We start from the raw sequence: 14580 nt of genomic DNA, 5'->3' as shown, positions 1-14580 counted from the left end.
CTGGCGAGACGGTCCTTACGCCGGAGGCTTGTCCGGACATAGCATCGGTCCCCGCATGAACACGATGACGCTCTGGCACATATCCGGCTGGGGGTTCGCGGCGCTCGCCTTCGCGGCCCTGCTGGTCGGCTTCTCCAAGACCGCGGTGAGCGGGGCCAACACGGTCAGCCTCGCGATCTTCGCAGCGGTCCTGCCCGCCCGCGCCTCCACCGGGGTCCTGCTGCCCGTCCTGATCGCCGGTGACGTGCTCGCCGTCCTCACCTACCGGCGGCACGCCCACTGGCCCACCCTGTGGCGGCTGTTCCCGGCCGTCGCGGCCGGCGTGGTGGTCGGCACGGTGTTCCTGATGTGGGCCGACGACGGGATCGTACGGACCTCGATCGGTGCGATCCTGCTGCTGATGGCGGGGGTGACGGTGTGGCGGCGGCGCACGGCGGACGCCGGGGACGCACCGGAGCAGGTCACCTCGCGCGCGGGCCGCGCCAAAGCCCGCTCCTACGGCGTGCTCGGCGGGTTCACCACGATGGTCGCCAACGCGGGCGGCCCGGTGATGTCGATGTACCTGCTGTCCGCCGGCTTCCGGAAGCTGGGCTTCCTCGGTACCTCCGCCTTCTTCTTCCTCATCGTGAACGTGTCCAAGGTGCCGTTCAGCGCGGGCCTCGGCCTGATCGACGGGCGCTCGCTGCTCCTTGACGCGGCGCTCGCGGTGTTCGTCGTGCCCGGTGCGTTGTTCGGCAAGTGGGCTGTGAACAGGATCAACCAGCGACTCTTCGAGCAACTCGTGATCGCGGCGACGATCGTGGGCGGAGTGCAACTGCTACTGCGCTAGCCCCAGCAGCGCCGGAAGGTCCGCGAAAGAGTCCAGCACGTGGTCCGGTGTGCCGCTCGCGCCTTCCAGCGTCTCCTGCTGGAACTTCCCCGTCCGCACCAGCACCCCGGTGAGCCCCGCCCGTTGCGCCGCGAGCACGTCCGACTCCACGTCGTCGCCCACCATCAGCGCCTGTTCGGCGTCCACCCCCAGCCGGGCCAGCGCCGCCTCGATGAACGCCCGGGACGGCTTGCCCGTGACCTCCGCCTCCGTGTGCGCGGCCTTCTCCAGCCCGAGCAGAAACGCACCGGAGTCCAGTTGCAGGCCGGCGTCGGTCCGCCAGTACAGGTTCCGGTGCATGGCGACCAGCCGTGCACCTCGCTGGAGAAACCCGAACGCACGGTTGAGCGAGGCGTAGTCCAACTCCGGCCCGGCACCGCCGAACACGACCACCTCGGGATCGTCGTCCACCAGGGTGACATCGCCGAGATCCTCCGCGACGTCCCCGCTGTTGAGCAGCGCGCAGCGGGCGCCCGGGAAGTGTTCGGCGAGGTGGGCGGCGGTGACGGCGGGCGCGGTGAGGACGTCCTCGGCGCGCACGTCGAAACCGGCGCCGCTCAGCGTCTCGGCGATCGACGCCCGGGTACGGGACGTCGTGTTGGTCACCAGCACCACGCCGAGCCCCGCCGCCCGGATCGCGCGCAGGGCCTCCACCGCGCCCGGCAGCGGTTTCCAGGAGACGGTGAGAACACCGTCGATATCGATCAGCACGGCACGCACGGGATCCATGACCTCCATGACAGAAGACCGTAGCGACCCGCCCGGCGGACCGTCCCGTACCACCTCGTACGCTCACCCCTATGCCCGCGCACGTCCTGATCCTCGGCGGCACCACCGAGGCCCGTCGCCTCGCCGCCGACCTCGCCGCCCGGACCGGCGTCCGGGTGACCACGTCGCTGGCCGGCCGGGTCGCGCGGCCGGGAGCGGTGGCGGGCGAGGTACGGATCGGCGGCTTCGGCGGTGCGGAGGGCCTGGCCGACTGGCTGCGCGCGCAGCACGTGGACGCCCTGGTCGACGCCACCCACCCCTTCGCCGAGGCGATCACGGCCAACGCGGCGCACGCGGCGGCGGCCACGGAAGTTCCCTGGGTAGTCCTGCGCCGCCCCGGTTGGCGGCCGGGCCCGGGCGACCGCTGGTACGACGTCCCGTCCCTGGCTGGGGCCGCCGAAGTGCTGCCCGGCCTCGGCCGCCGGGTCTTCCTGAGCACCGGACGCCTGGGCCTCGCCGCATTCGCCCACCTGACGGACCTGCGCTTCGTCGTACGGTCGGTCGATCCGCCCGAGCCGCCGATGCCGCCGGACACCGAACTGGTCCTCGCCCGCGGCCCGTTCACCGTCGCCGACGAGACGGAGCTGCTGAGCGCCCACCGCATCGAGGTGCTGGTGACCAAGGACAGCGGCGGGCAGGCCACGGCCGCGAAACTGACGGCGGCGCGGGAACTCGGCCTGCCCGTGGTCGTCGTGCGGCGCCCCCCGCTCCCGCAGGGCGTGGCGGCGGTCTCCGATGTGGCGGGCGTACTGGAGTGGCTCGGGCTCAGCCCGGCGTGAGGACCGATGCCCGGATCCGGTCGACGGCGCGCAGCACCTCGTCCCGGTTCTTGGCGGACTTGACCCAGGCAGGCAGCCGGGCCACCAGGGTCATCTTCTGCCCGGTGTCGTACCAGTCGGCGCGCTCGCGCAGCGCGGCGCCGGTATGACGCCGGATCAGATCGAGGTGCCGCAGGTCGTAGGCCCACAGCCAGCCGTGCCGGGTCTCCCGCTGGAGCCACAGGCGGGCGCCGAAGTAGGGATCCTCGGCGGGTCCCCTCGACCCCGCCCACAAGCCGACGCCCCGGCCTGCCCAGGTCCGGGACAGACCGCACGACCGGCAGACCAGTCGCCGGGGCGCGAAGAGCAGTCGCTCTCCGGGGTGCGGCTGCCGCTGGACGCGGGCGACACGGTCGCAGCGCGGGCAGCGGACCAGGATCGAGTCCAGGAAGTCGTACTCCGTACCGCGCGGATCGCGGAAACGGACGGGAGAGCCGGACATGGCCCGAGTATGACCGGCGCCCGGCGTCCGGCTCACCCGGTTTTCGAACTCATGGCACCGTTTCCCCGGCCGGGGTCCGGCGCAGCTACTGGTCGCCGGGGTTTCTGCGCAGCAGATACGTGTCCATGATCCAGCCCTTGCGCTCACGTGCCTCGGCCCGCATCCGCTCGATGCGCGGACCGGCCTCGGCGATCGGTCCGGAAGCCAGGAGCTCGTCCGGAGTGCCCAGGTACGCGCCCCAGTAGATGTCGATGTCCTCCTCGGCGTACTTCCGGAAGGCCTGGTGCGCGTCCAGCATCACGACGACGTCGTCCACGCCCTCGGGGAACCCCTCGGCCAGCCGCCGCCCGGTGGTGATCTGCACCGGCCGGGCCACCCGGTTCAGGCCCGTGCGGTGCCGGGCGACCAGGGCGGAGACACTGCTGATGCCGGGTATCACGGCGTACTCGAACGCGACCGCGCCGCGCTCCAGCACCTCCTGCAGAATCCCGAGCGTGCTGTCGTACAACGCCGGATCGCCCCACACCAGGAAGGCGCCGGTGCCGTCCTCGCCCAGTTCCTCGGCGATCAGCCGCTCGTAGATCCCCGCGCGGGCGCTGCGCCAGTCCTCCACCGCCGGCGAGTACGCCGACCCGCCCGCCTTCCGGTCCCGCTCCGGGTCACGGGCCTCCACCAACCGGTACGACCCCTCGGGCAGATGCGCGTCCAGCATGTCCCGGCGGAGCTGGGTGAGATCGCTCTTCACCTCGCCCTTGTCGAGCAGGAAGAACACGTCCGTGCTCCGCAGCGCCTTGACCGCCTGCAGGGTCAGCTGGTCGGGGTCGCCCGCGCCGATACCGATGACATGAATCTTTCGCACGCCCCGAGTCTGCCGCATGCCACTGACAGTGGGCGACGGGCCTGTCAGGAAAGGAGCCGGGGTGCCTCCTCCCCGGCGTCCACCGGCCGGTCCCGGGCCCCGCTCTCCACCCGCCCCGCCAGCTCCCGCGCCCACCGGGTGAGCCCGGCGAGATCGATCCCGTACGGACGGTCCTCGCCCTGCTCGGTCTCCCATTCCGCGAGCGCAGCCGCGCCCCGCCGCAGCAGCCGGGCCCCGCCGACGGCGTTCCCGCGCGCCGCGTGGGTGAGGCCCACCGCCAGCTGGGCGAGCCCCCGCCACAGCGAGCGCTCCTCCTCGGGCCCCGACTTCCAGGCGTCCTCGAACACCTCGTGCGCGTGGAACGGCTTGCCGGCGTCCAGCAGCGCCTGCGCCTCGGCGACCGTCTCCTGCGGCCGCCGTACGACACCCTCCGGCTGCCGGGGGACGCCCTCCGTGCCGTAGGGCAACGGCCGGCCGAGCCCGTCCCGGGGCCGCGCACTGCGCGCCCGCCCCTCCGGGTCCCGGTCCCTGGCATCCGATGCGCCCGCGTTCGTCATACGACCGATTGTCCCCGGCTCGCCCCCGGCCCTCTTCGGCCCACCCCCGAAGGTGGGGTAAAGTGCTGTTCGCGCGATCACGCGGGACACCGCGAGTGAGCGCAACGGGACGTGGCGCAGCTTGGTAGCGCACTTGACTGGGGGTCAAGGGGTCGCAGGTTCAAATCCTGTCGTCCCGACTTGCGAGAGTCGTGGGTCAGGGGTGGTGTCGGAGCAGTCCGGCACCACCCCTTGGTCATGTTCGGGCACCGGATCGCCCGGTGGTCGGGGCGATCACCGCGCCGGCCAGGAAGCAGCCGCTGATGATCGAACCGCCGCAGGCGTTCGTGCGCGGCACCGTCGAACGCGAAGGAGAGCCCGGCAGGGCCTGGCTCTCCGCGCTGCCCGGGATCGTGGACGACCTGCTGCGGCGCTGGGGGTGCCTGCCCGACGGCGACGTCCGGCACGGGGGCGTCGGCCTGATCGTCCCGGTGCGCCGGGTGGCGAGCGCGGACGCCGCCGTGCTGAAGGTGTCGTTCCCGCACCCCGGCAACGTGCACGAGCCGGACGCCTTCGCGGTCTGGCGCGGCCGGGGAGCCGTCCTGCTGCACGCGCGGGACGACGAACGGTTCGCGCTGCTGCTGGAGCGCGCCCACGCCACGACCCTGGCACAGCCGGCGGACGGTGACGAACTCCTCGCGGTCGCCGGGCGGATCAACCGCCGCCTCGCGGTGCCAGCCCCGCCCGGTCTGCCCCGGCTGCGGGAGCGGGCCGGGGCCTGGGAGGAGCAGCTGCGCACGGACGAGGTGTCGCTGCCGCACCGGCTGCCGCGCCGCGTGGTGGACGCCGCCGTGGCGACCGTACGCGAGCTGGGCCGGGGCCAGCCGGACACCCTCGTCCACGGTGACCTGCACGCCCGCAACATCCTGCGCGCCGACCGCGAGCCGTGGCTCGCCGTCGACCCCAAGGGATACGCGGGCGACCCGGCGTACGACGGGGGCACGCTCCTGAAGGCATACGCGGCGGACCGGGCCACGGCCGGCGATCTGCCGAAGGCCGTGCGGCGCGCTCTCGACGTCTTCGCCGAGGCCGCCGGACTCGATCGTGAGCGGGTCCGGCGCTGGGCCCAACTGCATGCCGTCCAGGCCGCGTTCCACGGCCGCCGGCATGGATTCCGCAGGGCCCGCCAGGGGGTGCGGCGGGATCAGCTCATCGCCCTCGCCGACCACCTGGCGGACCTGCTCACGGAAGCGGAGTCACGGTGAAGGCCACCGCGCTTCCCGTACGACGGCGACCTCGCCCGGCGGGACCGTCACGGACTCGTGCAGCTCCTTGCCGGTGAGGAGTTCCGTCGCGCCCGGTGCGGTCGGCACCTCCGCGCCCTGTCCGGCATGGTCGATGACGAACAGGTAGTCCGCTTCCGGGCCGCGGCGGCGCACCACCTCGACGCCCGGCGGGGCCGTGCGCACCGGCTCCACGCCCGCCTCGCCCCGGACACGGTCCAGCAGCGCGGCCAGGGTGGCCGGGTCCGGGAGCGTGGCCAGGTACCAGGCGGTGCCCGTGCCGTGGGGGCGGCGGGTCACCGCGGGGACGCCGGTCAGGGGGCCGTCGGCGTACGACGCGACCGCCTCGGCGCCCTCCAGCCGCAGCCGCTCCGACCACAGCGTGCCCGCCGCCCCGTCCGGCACAGCACCGGAGAGAGCGACCTGCTCACCGGACAGCAGTGGGAACGGTTCGTCCGAGCGGACGCCGAGCACCTCGCGGAACGCGCCCGGGTAACCACCCAGCCGCACATGGCAGTTCTCGTCCACGGCCCCGCTGTGGAAGCCCACGGCGAGGGTGCCGCCGCGCTCGGCGAACGCCGAGAGGTTCGCCGTACCTTCGTCGTCGAGCAGGTACAGGCTGGGGGCCAGGACCAGGCGGTAGGCGGACAGGTCCGCCCGCGGCCGTACGAAGTCCACGGGCACGCCGGACCGCCACAGCGGCTCGTACCAGGCCCGGACCAGGTCCGCGCAGCGCAGCTCCCCGCTCGGCTGCGAGGGCAGTTCCAGGGCCCAGCGGGCGTCCCAGTCCCAGACGATCGCCACCTCGGCGGGCGAGGTGCTGCCGCGCACCTCCGCCAACGCCCTCAGGTCCGAGCCCAGTTGCACCACGTCCCGCCAGATCCGGCTGTCGGTGCCGGCGTGCGGCACCATCGCCGAGTGCCACTGCTCCGCACCCGCCTTCGACTGCCGCCACTGGAAGTAGGCGATGCCGTCCGCGCCGCGCGCCACGTGCGCCAGCGCGTTACGGCGCAACTCTCCGGGCTTCTTCGCCCGGTTGACGGGCTGCCAGTTCACCGCGCCGGTGGAGTGCTCCATCAGCAGCCACGGACCGCCCGCCAGGGAGCGGGTGAGGTCGCCGCTCAGCGCGATGTCGATCTCGGACTCGGGGTCCGTGGACATCAGGTAGTGGTCGTTGGAGACGATGTCCAGCTGCGGCGCCCAGCGCCAGTAGTCGAGCGCGTCGAAGTTGGACATCACCATGAAGTTGGTGGTGGCCGGGATCGACGGCGCCGCCGCCCGCAGCACGTCCCGTTCCGCCGTGCACAGCGACAGCAGCTCGTCGGAGCAGAACCGGCGCCAGTCCAGCTGGTGCGTCGGGTTGGGTACGGCTCCGGTGGCGCGCGGCGGCAGGATCTCCTCCCAGTCGCCGTACCACTGGCTCCAGAACCGCGTGCCCCAGGCCTCGTTGAGCGCCGTCAGGTCGTCGCCGTAGCGGTCCCGGAGCCAGCGGCGGAACGCGGCCGCGCTGGTGTCGCAGTAGCAGGCCGCGTTGTGGCAGCCGTACTCGTTGTGCACGTGCCACATGCGCACGGCCGGGTGGTCCGCGTACCGTTCGGCGAGCGCGCCCGCGATGCGCAGCGCGGCCTCGCGGTAGGCGGGGGAGGACGGGCAGAAGGTCTGCCGGCTGCCGTAGGAGAGGGTGCGGCCGTCGCGGTCGGCAGGCAGCGCCTCCGGGTGGGCGCGGAAGAACCACGCCGGAGGCGCCGCCGTGGGCGTGGCCAGGTCGGCGGCGATGCCGTTGTCGTGCAGCAGGCCGAGGACCTTGTCCAGGTGCGAGAAGTCGTACTCGCGCTCGGCGGGCTCCAGCAGCGCCCAGGAGAAGATGCCGACGCTGACCAGGTTCACCCCGGCCTCGCGCATCAGGCGCATGTCCTCGGCCCACACCTCCTCGGGCCACTGCTCGGGGTTGTAGTCGCCGCCGTAGGCGAGGCCGGGGACGGACAGGGTGCGCTTCACTGTGTTTTCTTCGTTCCCTTTCACGTGCAAACGGATCAGCCCTTGTTGGAGCCCAGGGTCAGACCGCTGACGAACTGGCGCTGGAGCGCGAAGTAGACGATCAGGGTCGGGATCGCGGTCAGCAGGGAGCCGGCGGCCACCAGGTTGGGGTCGGTGAAGTACTGTCCGGAGAGGTTGTTCAGGGCCGAGGTGATCGGCATGTTCTGGCCTGTCGAGATCAGTACCAGCGCCCAGAAGAAGTCGTTGTAGATCCAGATCGACAGCAGGGTCGCCAGGGCCGCCATCGCCGGCTTGCACAACGGCAGCGTGATCTGCCAGTACAGCCGCCACACCGAGGCCCCGTCGACCAGCGCGGCCTCCGTCAGTTCGTGCGGCAGCGAGCGCATGTAGTTGCTCAGCACGAACGCGCAGAACCCGGACTGGAACGCCACATGGATGAGGACCAGGCCGAGCGCGGAGTCGTACAGCTTGCCGCTCTGCGTGATGCCCGGCAGGTTCGTCAGCAGGTACAGCCGGTACAGCGGGGTGATGATGACCTGCTGCGGCAGCAGGTTGCCGGCCGTGAAGACCAGCAGGAGGGCGAGGTTCAGCCGGAAGTCGAAGCGGGCGACGTAGAACGCCACGCAGGAGGACAGGAACAGTGTCAGCAGCACGGCCGGGATCGCGATGACCAGCGTGTTGCCGAAGTAGTGCAGCATGTCCGACTGCTGATACGCGTTCGTGAAGTTCTCGAACGTCAGCTTGTCCGGCCAGGAGACGTATCCCTTGGCGCTGGTCTCGCTGTACGGCCGCATGGCCGAGAAGACCGCCCACAGCAGCGGCGCCAGCCACGCCAGCGCCGTACCCGCGAGGAAGACGTGCAGCAGGACACGGGCCGGCCGGATGGGGGCGCGCCGCTTCAGCGGCAGAGTGGTGCTGCTCATGCGCGCCGCTCCTTCCGGAAGGTGGCGATCAGATACGGAATGATCACCGCGAGGGAGATCACCAGCAGGACGACGGCGATGGCGGAGCCGTAACCGATGCGGCTGGACTCGCCGATGATGTTGTTGGTGACCAGGATCGACAGCAACTCGGTGCCCTGAGCGCCCTTGTTGAAGACGAAGACCAGGTCGAAGGCGCGCAGCGCCTCGATGATCGTGACGACCAGCACGACCGTGTTGGTCGGGCGCAGGGTCGGGAAGATCACGCTCTTGAACGTCTGCCACTCGTTCGCGCCGTCCAGCGCGGAGGCTTCCCTGAGCGACGGGTCGACGCTCTTCAGACCGGCCAGGTACAGGATCATCATGTAGCCGGTGTGCCGCCACGACGCGGCGATGAGGACCGCCCACAGGTTGAGGTGCGGGTCGCCGATCCAGTCGATGTAGTGGCCCGGCTTGTTGGCGCCGATGATGCTGTTGATCAGGCCGGTGTCCGGGTTGTAGACCAGCTGCCAGACGAAGCCGATGCAGGCCATCGAGATGACGACCGGCAGGAAGAACGCGGTCTGGTAGACCCGGCTGAAGCGGATCCGCTTGTCCAGCTGCACGGCCAGGAACAGGCCGAACGGCGTCGGGATCAGGATCAGTACGACGAACCAGATGATGTTGTGCTGGACGGCGGGCCAGAACTGCGGGTTGTCGTTGAAGAGTTGCTTGAAGTTGTCCAGGCCCACCCACTTGATCGAGTCGAACCCGATGCCGTCCCAGGTGGTGAAGGCGAGGAAGATCGAGGCGACGGCCGTGACCCACACCAGGAGCACGTGCAGGATCGTCGGCACGCCCGCCATCAGGGCGAGCGTGAACCGGTCACGGCGCGTCAGCAGACGGCGATGGCCGTGCGTGGCCCGCGTGCGCGCGGGCGAGGCGCCCGGAGGCGGCACGGCGGCCGCCTCCGGGGTCTTCGTGTTCGTATCGGTCGTCATCGGGCCGCTCACTGGGACGCGAAGATCGTCTTCTTCTGGCGCTCGATGGACGACAACAGGCTGTCCACGCCCTTGGGGTTCTGCAGGAACTTCTGCAGGCCGGGCTGCATCACCGTGGAGGTGAAGTCGGGGCGGGAGTCGCGGTCCATGAACTGGGTGAGGCTCTTGGCGCCGCCGATCATGTCGAACGCCTTCTTCTGCAGCGGCGAGTAGGCGGAGGTGCTCGCCTTGCTGGAGGCGGCCACCACGCTCGGGTCGGTCTTCAGGTACAGCTCCTCGGCCGCCGGGCTGCCCAGGTACTCCAGCAGTTTCACCACACCGTCGTGGTTCTTCGGGGACTTGCTCACCATGAAGCCGTCGGTGGGCGCCTCCACGGTGTCCTGGCCGTAGGCGGAGTTGATCACCGGGAAGGGGAAGAAGTCGAGGTCGTCCAGGTCGGCCTTGTTGGTGAACTGCTGGGCCACGAAGGAGCCGAGGAGGTACATGCCGGCCTTCTTGGACACCAGGGACTGCGCGGCGTCCTGCCAGGTACGGCCCATGAAGCCGTCCTGGTGGTAGGGGAGGATCTCGGCCCAGTGGTCGAAGACGGCCTTCACCTTGGAGTCGGTCCAGGCGGCCTTGCCCGCCATCAGCTGGACGTGGAAGTCGTAGCCGTTGAGGCGGAAGTTGATCTGGTCGAAGGTGCCCATCGCCGGCCAGGCGTCCTTGTCGCCGAAGGCCAGCGGGACCAGGCCGTCCTTCTGCATCTGCTTGCACAGGGCGACGAAGTCGTCCCAGGTGGTGGGGACCTTGTAGCCGTGCTGCTGGAAGACGCTCTTGCGGTAGAAGACCGCCCAGGGGTACGTCGTCAGCGGCACGAAGTAGTACTTGCCGTCCTCGCCCTTGCTGAGCTTCTTCATCGCGTCCGGGAAGTTGTCCCCGATCTTCGCCCACACGTCGTCGATCGGCGAGGCCAGGCCCTTCGCCGCGAAGAACTGCATGCGGTAGCCGGCGAACCAGTTGAACACGTCGTCCGGCGTGCCCTGCAGATACGAGTTGATCTGCTCCTGGAAAGTGTTGTGGTCCTTGGTGTTCACATCGACCGTGAGGCCGGACTGCTTCTTGAACTCGGCGTACACGCTCGCGAAGGCCTGCTTCGGCACGGCGTCCGAGGCGTTGGAGCCGAGGGTGACGGTCTTCGGGTCCGAGGAGGAACCGCTGCCTCCGCAAGCGGACAGCAGGGGTATGCCGGCCCCGGCGAGCAGGGCGGCACTGCCTGCTCCGCGCAGGACCGAACGACGGCTGGGACCCGGGACGGAGAGACCGGAGGGGGAGAGGCGCATGGCGGCTCCTGAGGAATACAGGGCTCGGTCAAGGGGATGAGTCGATCACCGAAAGGTCGTCGAAACCGATCAGAAACCAACTCGACCGAACATCGTGGCGTAATAACAGCCCCATGTCCGCTCATGAGTCAATAGGGCGGCCTCTCCTGGGCTGTCTCTTGCCCGAAACGTAATCGTCACCGTTACCTGCGTGTTCACCCGGGTGAAGAGCCGAGAGCCCCCACGGCGCGGGCGACCGAGGGGGCTGTGTGAACACGGGTGATTCCGTTTCGGGTCCTGACCAGCGGTTCGGGTCCCCGGCGCACGGTTCAGGTACGGACCAGCAACTGGAACTCGAAGGCGTAGTGCGACGCCCGGTACACATGGCTGCCGTACTCGACCGGCCGGCCCGTGACGTCGTACGCGGTGCGCCGCATGGTGAGCAGGGCCGCGCCCTCCTGCTCCTGAAGCAGGGCGCCCTCCTCGGCCGTCGCGCTGCGGGCGCCGATGGACTGGCGGGCGCTGTGCAGGACGATCCCGGCGGACCGCATCATGCGGTACAGCCCCGTCGACTCCAGCCGCCGCGTGGGGAGTTCGAGGAGCGAGGCCGGCAGGTGGTTGCACAGGAACGCCACCGGCCGGCCGTGGGTGCGGCGCAGCCGCTCCAGCACGGTGACCTCCGCGCCCTCCGCGATCCCGAGCGCGGCGGCCACCTCGGCGCTCGCCGGAATGTGTTCGTTGCGCAGCACCAGGGTGGTCGGCTCCTGGCCGGCCGACTCCAGGTCGTCGTAGAGGCTGCTGAGCTCCAGCGGACGTCTGACCTTGCTGTGCACGACCTGCGTGCCCACCCCGCGGCGGCGCACCAACAGCCCCTTGTCGACCAGGGACTGGATGGCCTGGCGCACGGTGGGCCGGGACAGGCCGAGGCGTACGGACAGGTCGACCTCGTTGCCCAGGAGGTTGCCGGGGGCCAGCGTGCCGTGTTCGATGGCCGCTTCCAGCTGCCGGGCGAGCTGGTAGTACAGCGGCACCGGGCTCGTGCGGTCCAGGGTGAAGCCGAGCGAGTCGAGCGCACGATCACCCGGTGCCGTTCGCTGCGGGGTGCGGTGTACTGGGCTCATGCCTCTCAGGTGTAGGTCCCGGACGGTGCGGGTGTCAATGGTTTGTACTTACATTCGGACCTGCTTCTGAAATGATGTCTTAACAAAGTATTGACAGCAGGCGCCCCCAAGGACTTGGATCCCGTCCCAACGCAACAGCGTCCCTTCCCCGTCACACGCACAGTGAGGTGCAGGAAAGATGGACCGCTCTTCTCCCTCCCGCTCCCGGAGACTGGCCCCGGTAGTGGCGGTCGCCGCCGCTGCGGCCCTGACCCTCGCCGGCTGCGCCAGCAGCCACGGCGGCAAGAAGGCCGAGGAGGCGGCACAGAACGCCTCGGCGGGCAGGGCCAACACCCCGCGCATGACCGTCGCGCTGGTCACGCACCAGGCGCCCGGCGACACCTTCTGGGACACCGTCCGCAAGGGCGCCGAGGCCGCCGCCGCCAAGGACAACATCAAGCTCGTCTACTCCGCCGACCCCAACGCCGGCAACCAGGCCAACCTGGTGCAGAACGCGATCGACCAGAAGGTCGACGGCATCGCGGTCACCCTCGCCAAACCGGACGCGATGAAGAGTGTCATCGGCAAGGCGGAGCAGTCCGGCATACCGGTGGTGGGCCTGAACTCGGGCCTGAGCGACTGGAAGAAGCTCGGCCTGCTGGAGTTCTTCGGGCAGGACGAGAGCGTGGCGGGCGAGGCGTTCGGCGACAAGCTGAACACGACCGGTGCCAAGAAGATCGTCTGCGTGATCCAGGAACAGGGCAACGTGGGCCTCACCCAGCGCTGCGACGGGGTGAAGAAGACGTTCAGGGGCACCACTGAGACGCTGTATGTGAACGGCACCGACATGCCGTCCGTGCGGTCGACCATCACGGCCAAGCTGAAGCAGGACAGCTCCATCGACACCGTCGTCACTCTCGGTGCCCCGTTCGCGCTCACGGCGGTGCAGTCGCTGGGCGACGCCGGCAGCAAGGCCAAGGTGGCCACCTTCGACCTGAACAAAGACCTGGTGAAGGCCGTCCAGAACGGCTCGATCGAGTTCGCCGTCGACCAGCAGCCCTATCTGCAGGGCTACCTGGCCGTCGACGCGCTGTGGCTCTACAAGTACAACGGCAACTACAGCGGCGGCGGGGTCCAGCCGGTGCTGACCGGCCCGGCCTTCGTCGACAAGTCCAACGTCGACAAGGTCGCCGAGTTCGCCGCGAAGGGGACCCGGTGATGAGCATGGCCCAGCAGGCTGGACCGGCCCTCGGCAGGCCGCCGGCGGCCGGCCCCGAGCAGACCGACGGCCGCACCGCGCGCCGCCCGCTGGCGCTGCGGCTGCTGGCCCGGCCCGAGGTGGGGGTCTTCCTCGGCGCCGCCGCCGTCCTGGTCTTCTTCCTGATCGTCGCGCCCTCGGTCCGCCAGGGCAGCTCGATGGCGACGATCCTCTACCAGTCCTCGACCATCGGGATCATGGCCCTGCCGGTGGCCCTGCTGATGATCGGCGGCGAGTTCGACCTCTCCGCCGGCGTCGCGGTGATCACCTCGGCGCTCACCGCGAGCATGCTCAGCTACCAACTGACCATGAACGTGTGGACCGGCGTGATCGTCGCGCTGGTCGTGTCGCTGGCGATCGGGTTCTTCAACGGCTGGATGGTGGTCAGGACCGGCCTGCCCAGCTTCCTGATCACCCTGGGCACCTTCCTGATCCTGCAGGGCGTGAACCTGGCCGTGACCAAGCTGGTCACCGGCAACGTCGCCACCGACGACATCAGCGACATGGACGGCTTCGAGCAGGCCAGGAAGGTCTTCGCGTCCTCGTTCGACGTGGGCGGGGTCCAGGTGAAGATCACCGTGGTGTGGTGGCTGGTCTTCGCGGCCCTGGCCACCTGGGTGCTGCTGCGCACGAAGTACGGCAACTGGATCTTCGCGGTCGGCGGCGACAAGGAGAGCGCCCGCGCCGTCGGTGTCCCGGTGACCTTCACCAAGATCTCGCTGTTCATGCTGGTCGGGTTCGGCGCCTGGTTCATCGGCATGCACAACCTGTTCTCCTTCAACACCGTGCAGTCCGGCGAGGGCGTCGGCCAGGAGCTGATCTACATCGCGGCGGCCGTCATCGGCGGCTGTCTGCTCACCGGCGGCGCCGGCTCCGCGATCGGCCCCGTCTTCGGGGCGTTCATGTTCGGCATGGTCAACCAGGGCATCGTCTACGCCGGCTGGAACCCCGACTGGTTCAAGGCCTTCCTGGGCGTGATGCTGCTCGGCGCCGTCCTGATCAATCTGTGGGTCCAGCGCACGGCGACCCGGAGGTAATGCGATGACCGACGACAAGACACAGGGCACCGTTGTCCAGGACGCACCGCCCGCCGACGACGGCCTGCTGGTCGAACTGCGCCAGGCCGGCAAGTCCTACGGCAACATCCGCGCCCTGCACGGCGTCGACCTCAAGGTCCACGCCGGCGAGGTCACCTGCGTCCTCGGGGACAACGGCGCGGGCAAGTCCACCCTCATCAAGATCGTCTCCGGGTTGCATCAGCACACCGAGGGCGAGTTCCTCGTCGACGGTGTCCCGGTGCGGTTCTCCAGCCCGCGCGAGGCCCTGGACCGCGGCATCGCGACCGTCTACCAGGACCTGGCCACCGTGCCGCTGATGCCGGTGTGGCGCAACTTCTTCCTCGGCTCGGAGATGACCAAGGGACCGTGGCCGCTCCGGCGGCTGGACATC

General features: G+C 70.0%; 15 protein-coding genes and 1 tRNA gene. 7 read left to right on the top strand and 9 right to left on the bottom strand.

The window, feature by feature from the left end; translation table 11 throughout:
• The first annotated feature begins 55 nt into the window (after positions 1 to 55).
• Positions 56 to 829, top strand: coding sequence for a sulfite exporter TauE/SafE family protein (locus tag ACWGJ5_RS33150; protein ID WP_453313322.1), 774 nt, complete (start codon positions 56 to 58; stop codon positions 827 to 829).
• On the opposite strand, the gene ACWGJ5_RS33145 is transcribed toward ACWGJ5_RS33150, so the two are convergent.
• Complete coding sequence (locus ACWGJ5_RS33145; protein WP_453313321.1) at positions 818 to 1597, bottom strand: TIGR01458 family HAD-type hydrolase; 780 nt, start codon at positions 1595 to 1597, stop codon at positions 818 to 820. The two genes, ACWGJ5_RS33150 and ACWGJ5_RS33145, sit on opposite strands and share 12 nt — an antisense overlap.
• Before the next feature lie 71 nt (positions 1598 to 1668).
• Between ACWGJ5_RS33145 and ACWGJ5_RS33140 the strand changes: the two genes are divergently transcribed.
• On the top strand, positions 1669 to 2415 hold the full coding sequence (locus tag ACWGJ5_RS33140) for a cobalt-precorrin-6A reductase (protein WP_453313320.1): 747 nt from the start codon (positions 1669 to 1671) through the stop codon (positions 2413 to 2415).
• On the opposite strand, the gene ACWGJ5_RS33135 is transcribed toward ACWGJ5_RS33140, so the two are convergent.
• The 3 genes from ACWGJ5_RS33135 to ACWGJ5_RS33125 all read right to left on the bottom strand — a co-directional run bounded on the left by ACWGJ5_RS33135 (position 2402) and on the right by ACWGJ5_RS33125 (position 4312).
• Complete coding sequence (locus ACWGJ5_RS33135) at positions 2402 to 2896, bottom strand: hypothetical protein (protein WP_453313319.1); 495 nt, start codon at positions 2894 to 2896, stop codon at positions 2402 to 2404. The two genes, ACWGJ5_RS33140 and ACWGJ5_RS33135, sit on opposite strands and share 14 nt — an antisense overlap.
• A gap of 85 nt (positions 2897 to 2981) precedes the next feature.
• Positions 2982 to 3755 carry a precorrin-6A synthase (deacetylating) gene (gene cobF, locus ACWGJ5_RS33130; protein ID WP_453313318.1) on the bottom strand — a complete coding sequence of 258 codons (774 nt, stop codon included), beginning with the start codon at positions 3753 to 3755 and terminating at the stop codon, positions 2982 to 2984.
• Positions 3756 to 3799: 44 nt separating this feature from the next.
• Positions 3800 to 4312 carry a DUF309 domain-containing protein gene (locus ACWGJ5_RS33125; protein WP_453313317.1) on the bottom strand — a complete coding sequence of 171 codons (513 nt, stop codon included), beginning with the start codon at positions 4310 to 4312 and terminating at the stop codon, positions 3800 to 3802.
• A 105-nt stretch (positions 4313 to 4417) separates the two neighbouring features.
• On the opposite strand from ACWGJ5_RS33125, the gene ACWGJ5_RS33120 reads away from it, so the two are divergent.
• Both ACWGJ5_RS33120 and ACWGJ5_RS33115 read left to right on the top strand, forming a co-directional pair.
• Positions 4418 to 4491, top strand: a tRNA-Pro gene (locus tag ACWGJ5_RS33120).
• A gap of 123 nt (positions 4492 to 4614) precedes the next feature.
• On the top strand, positions 4615 to 5556 hold the full coding sequence (locus ACWGJ5_RS33115) for an aminoglycoside phosphotransferase family protein (RefSeq protein ID WP_453313316.1): 942 nt from the start codon (positions 4615 to 4617) through the stop codon (positions 5554 to 5556).
• Here ACWGJ5_RS33115 and ACWGJ5_RS33110 read toward each other — a convergent pair.
• From ACWGJ5_RS33110 to ACWGJ5_RS33090, 5 genes are all read right to left on the bottom strand, one after another.
• Entirely contained in the window at positions 5548 to 7572 is a 2025-nt protein-coding gene (locus ACWGJ5_RS33110; protein WP_453313315.1) for a beta-galactosidase, read from the bottom strand. The genes ACWGJ5_RS33115 and ACWGJ5_RS33110 overlap by 9 nt on opposite strands.
• A 35-nt stretch (positions 7573 to 7607) precedes the next feature.
• The gene (locus ACWGJ5_RS33105) at positions 7608 to 8495 is read right to left on the bottom strand and encodes a carbohydrate ABC transporter permease (protein WP_453313314.1); all 888 of its coding nucleotides are present in this window, start codon (positions 8493 to 8495) and stop codon (positions 7608 to 7610) included.
• Positions 8492 to 9472, bottom strand: coding sequence for a carbohydrate ABC transporter permease (locus ACWGJ5_RS33100; RefSeq protein ID WP_453313313.1), 981 nt, complete (start codon positions 9470 to 9472; stop codon positions 8492 to 8494). The genes ACWGJ5_RS33105 and ACWGJ5_RS33100 overlap by 4 nt, the downstream gene beginning before the upstream one ends.
• 8 nt (positions 9473 to 9480) lie before the next feature.
• Positions 9481 to 10794: an ABC transporter substrate-binding protein gene (locus ACWGJ5_RS33095; protein WP_453313312.1), complete on the bottom strand. Its 1314-nt coding sequence runs from the start codon at positions 10792 to 10794 to the stop codon at positions 9481 to 9483.
• A 308-nt stretch (positions 10795 to 11102) separates the two neighbouring features.
• Entirely contained in the window at positions 11103 to 11894 is a 792-nt protein-coding gene (locus ACWGJ5_RS33090) for a GntR family transcriptional regulator (RefSeq protein ID WP_453313311.1), read from the bottom strand.
• A 178-nt stretch (positions 11895 to 12072) separates the two neighbouring features.
• Between ACWGJ5_RS33090 and ACWGJ5_RS33085 the strand changes: the two genes are divergently transcribed.
• The 3 genes from ACWGJ5_RS33085 to ACWGJ5_RS33075 form a co-directional block, all read left to right on the top strand.
• Positions 12073 to 13092 carry a sugar ABC transporter substrate-binding protein gene (locus ACWGJ5_RS33085; RefSeq protein WP_453313310.1) on the top strand — a complete coding sequence of 340 codons (1020 nt, stop codon included), beginning with the start codon at positions 12073 to 12075 and terminating at the stop codon, positions 13090 to 13092.
• A complete protein-coding gene (locus ACWGJ5_RS33080) occupies positions 13092 to 14168 on the top strand; it encodes an ABC transporter permease (RefSeq protein WP_453313309.1) in 1077 nt (358 codons plus the stop codon). The genes ACWGJ5_RS33085 and ACWGJ5_RS33080 overlap by 1 nt, the downstream gene beginning before the upstream one ends.
• A gap of 4 nt (positions 14169 to 14172) precedes the next feature.
• Positions 14173 to 14580 (top strand): ATP-binding cassette domain-containing protein (locus tag ACWGJ5_RS33075; protein WP_453313308.1); only part of this gene is annotated, 408 nt, incomplete at its 3' end.

The sequence above is a fragment of the Streptomyces sp. NPDC054783 genome (assembly GCF_053611725.1).
The sequence above is the reverse complement of the archived record's forward strand: the minus strand, read 5'-3'. Positions and strand labels throughout refer to the sequence as shown.

Excerpts from the sequence above, each read along its gene's own strand:
- ACWGJ5_RS33150 (WP_453313322.1), top strand. The coding sequence starts at position 56 with ATGAACACGATGACGCTCTGGCACATATCCGGCTGGGGGTTCGCGGCG.
- ACWGJ5_RS33145 (WP_453313321.1), bottom strand. The coding sequence starts at position 1,597 with ATGGATCCCGTGCGTGCCGTGCTGATCGATATCGACGGTGTTCTCACC.
- ACWGJ5_RS33140 (WP_453313320.1), top strand. The coding sequence starts at position 1,669 with ATGCCCGCGCACGTCCTGATCCTCGGCGGCACCACCGAGGCCCGTCGC.
- ACWGJ5_RS33135 (WP_453313319.1), bottom strand. The coding sequence starts at position 2,896 with ATGTCCGGCTCTCCCGTCCGTTTCCGCGATCCGCGCGGTACGGAGTAC.
- ACWGJ5_RS33125 (WP_453313317.1), bottom strand. The coding sequence starts at position 4,312 with ATGACGAACGCGGGCGCATCGGATGCCAGGGACCGGGACCCGGAGGGG.
- ACWGJ5_RS33115 (WP_453313316.1), top strand. The coding sequence starts at position 4,615 with ATGATCGAACCGCCGCAGGCGTTCGTGCGCGGCACCGTCGAACGCGAA.
- ACWGJ5_RS33105 (WP_453313314.1), bottom strand. The coding sequence starts at position 8,495 with ATGAGCAGCACCACTCTGCCGCTGAAGCGGCGCGCCCCCATCCGGCCG.
- ACWGJ5_RS33100 (WP_453313313.1), bottom strand. The coding sequence starts at position 9,472 with ATGACGACCGATACGAACACGAAGACCCCGGAGGCGGCCGCCGTGCCG.
- ACWGJ5_RS33095 (WP_453313312.1), bottom strand. The coding sequence starts at position 10,794 with ATGCGCCTCTCCCCCTCCGGTCTCTCCGTCCCGGGTCCCAGCCGTCGT.
- ACWGJ5_RS33090 (WP_453313311.1), bottom strand. The coding sequence starts at position 11,894 with ATGAGCCCAGTACACCGCACCCCGCAGCGAACGGCACCGGGTGATCGT.
- ACWGJ5_RS33085 (WP_453313310.1), top strand. The coding sequence starts at position 12,073 with ATGGACCGCTCTTCTCCCTCCCGCTCCCGGAGACTGGCCCCGGTAGTG.
- ACWGJ5_RS33080 (WP_453313309.1), top strand. The coding sequence starts at position 13,092 with ATGAGCATGGCCCAGCAGGCTGGACCGGCCCTCGGCAGGCCGCCGGCG.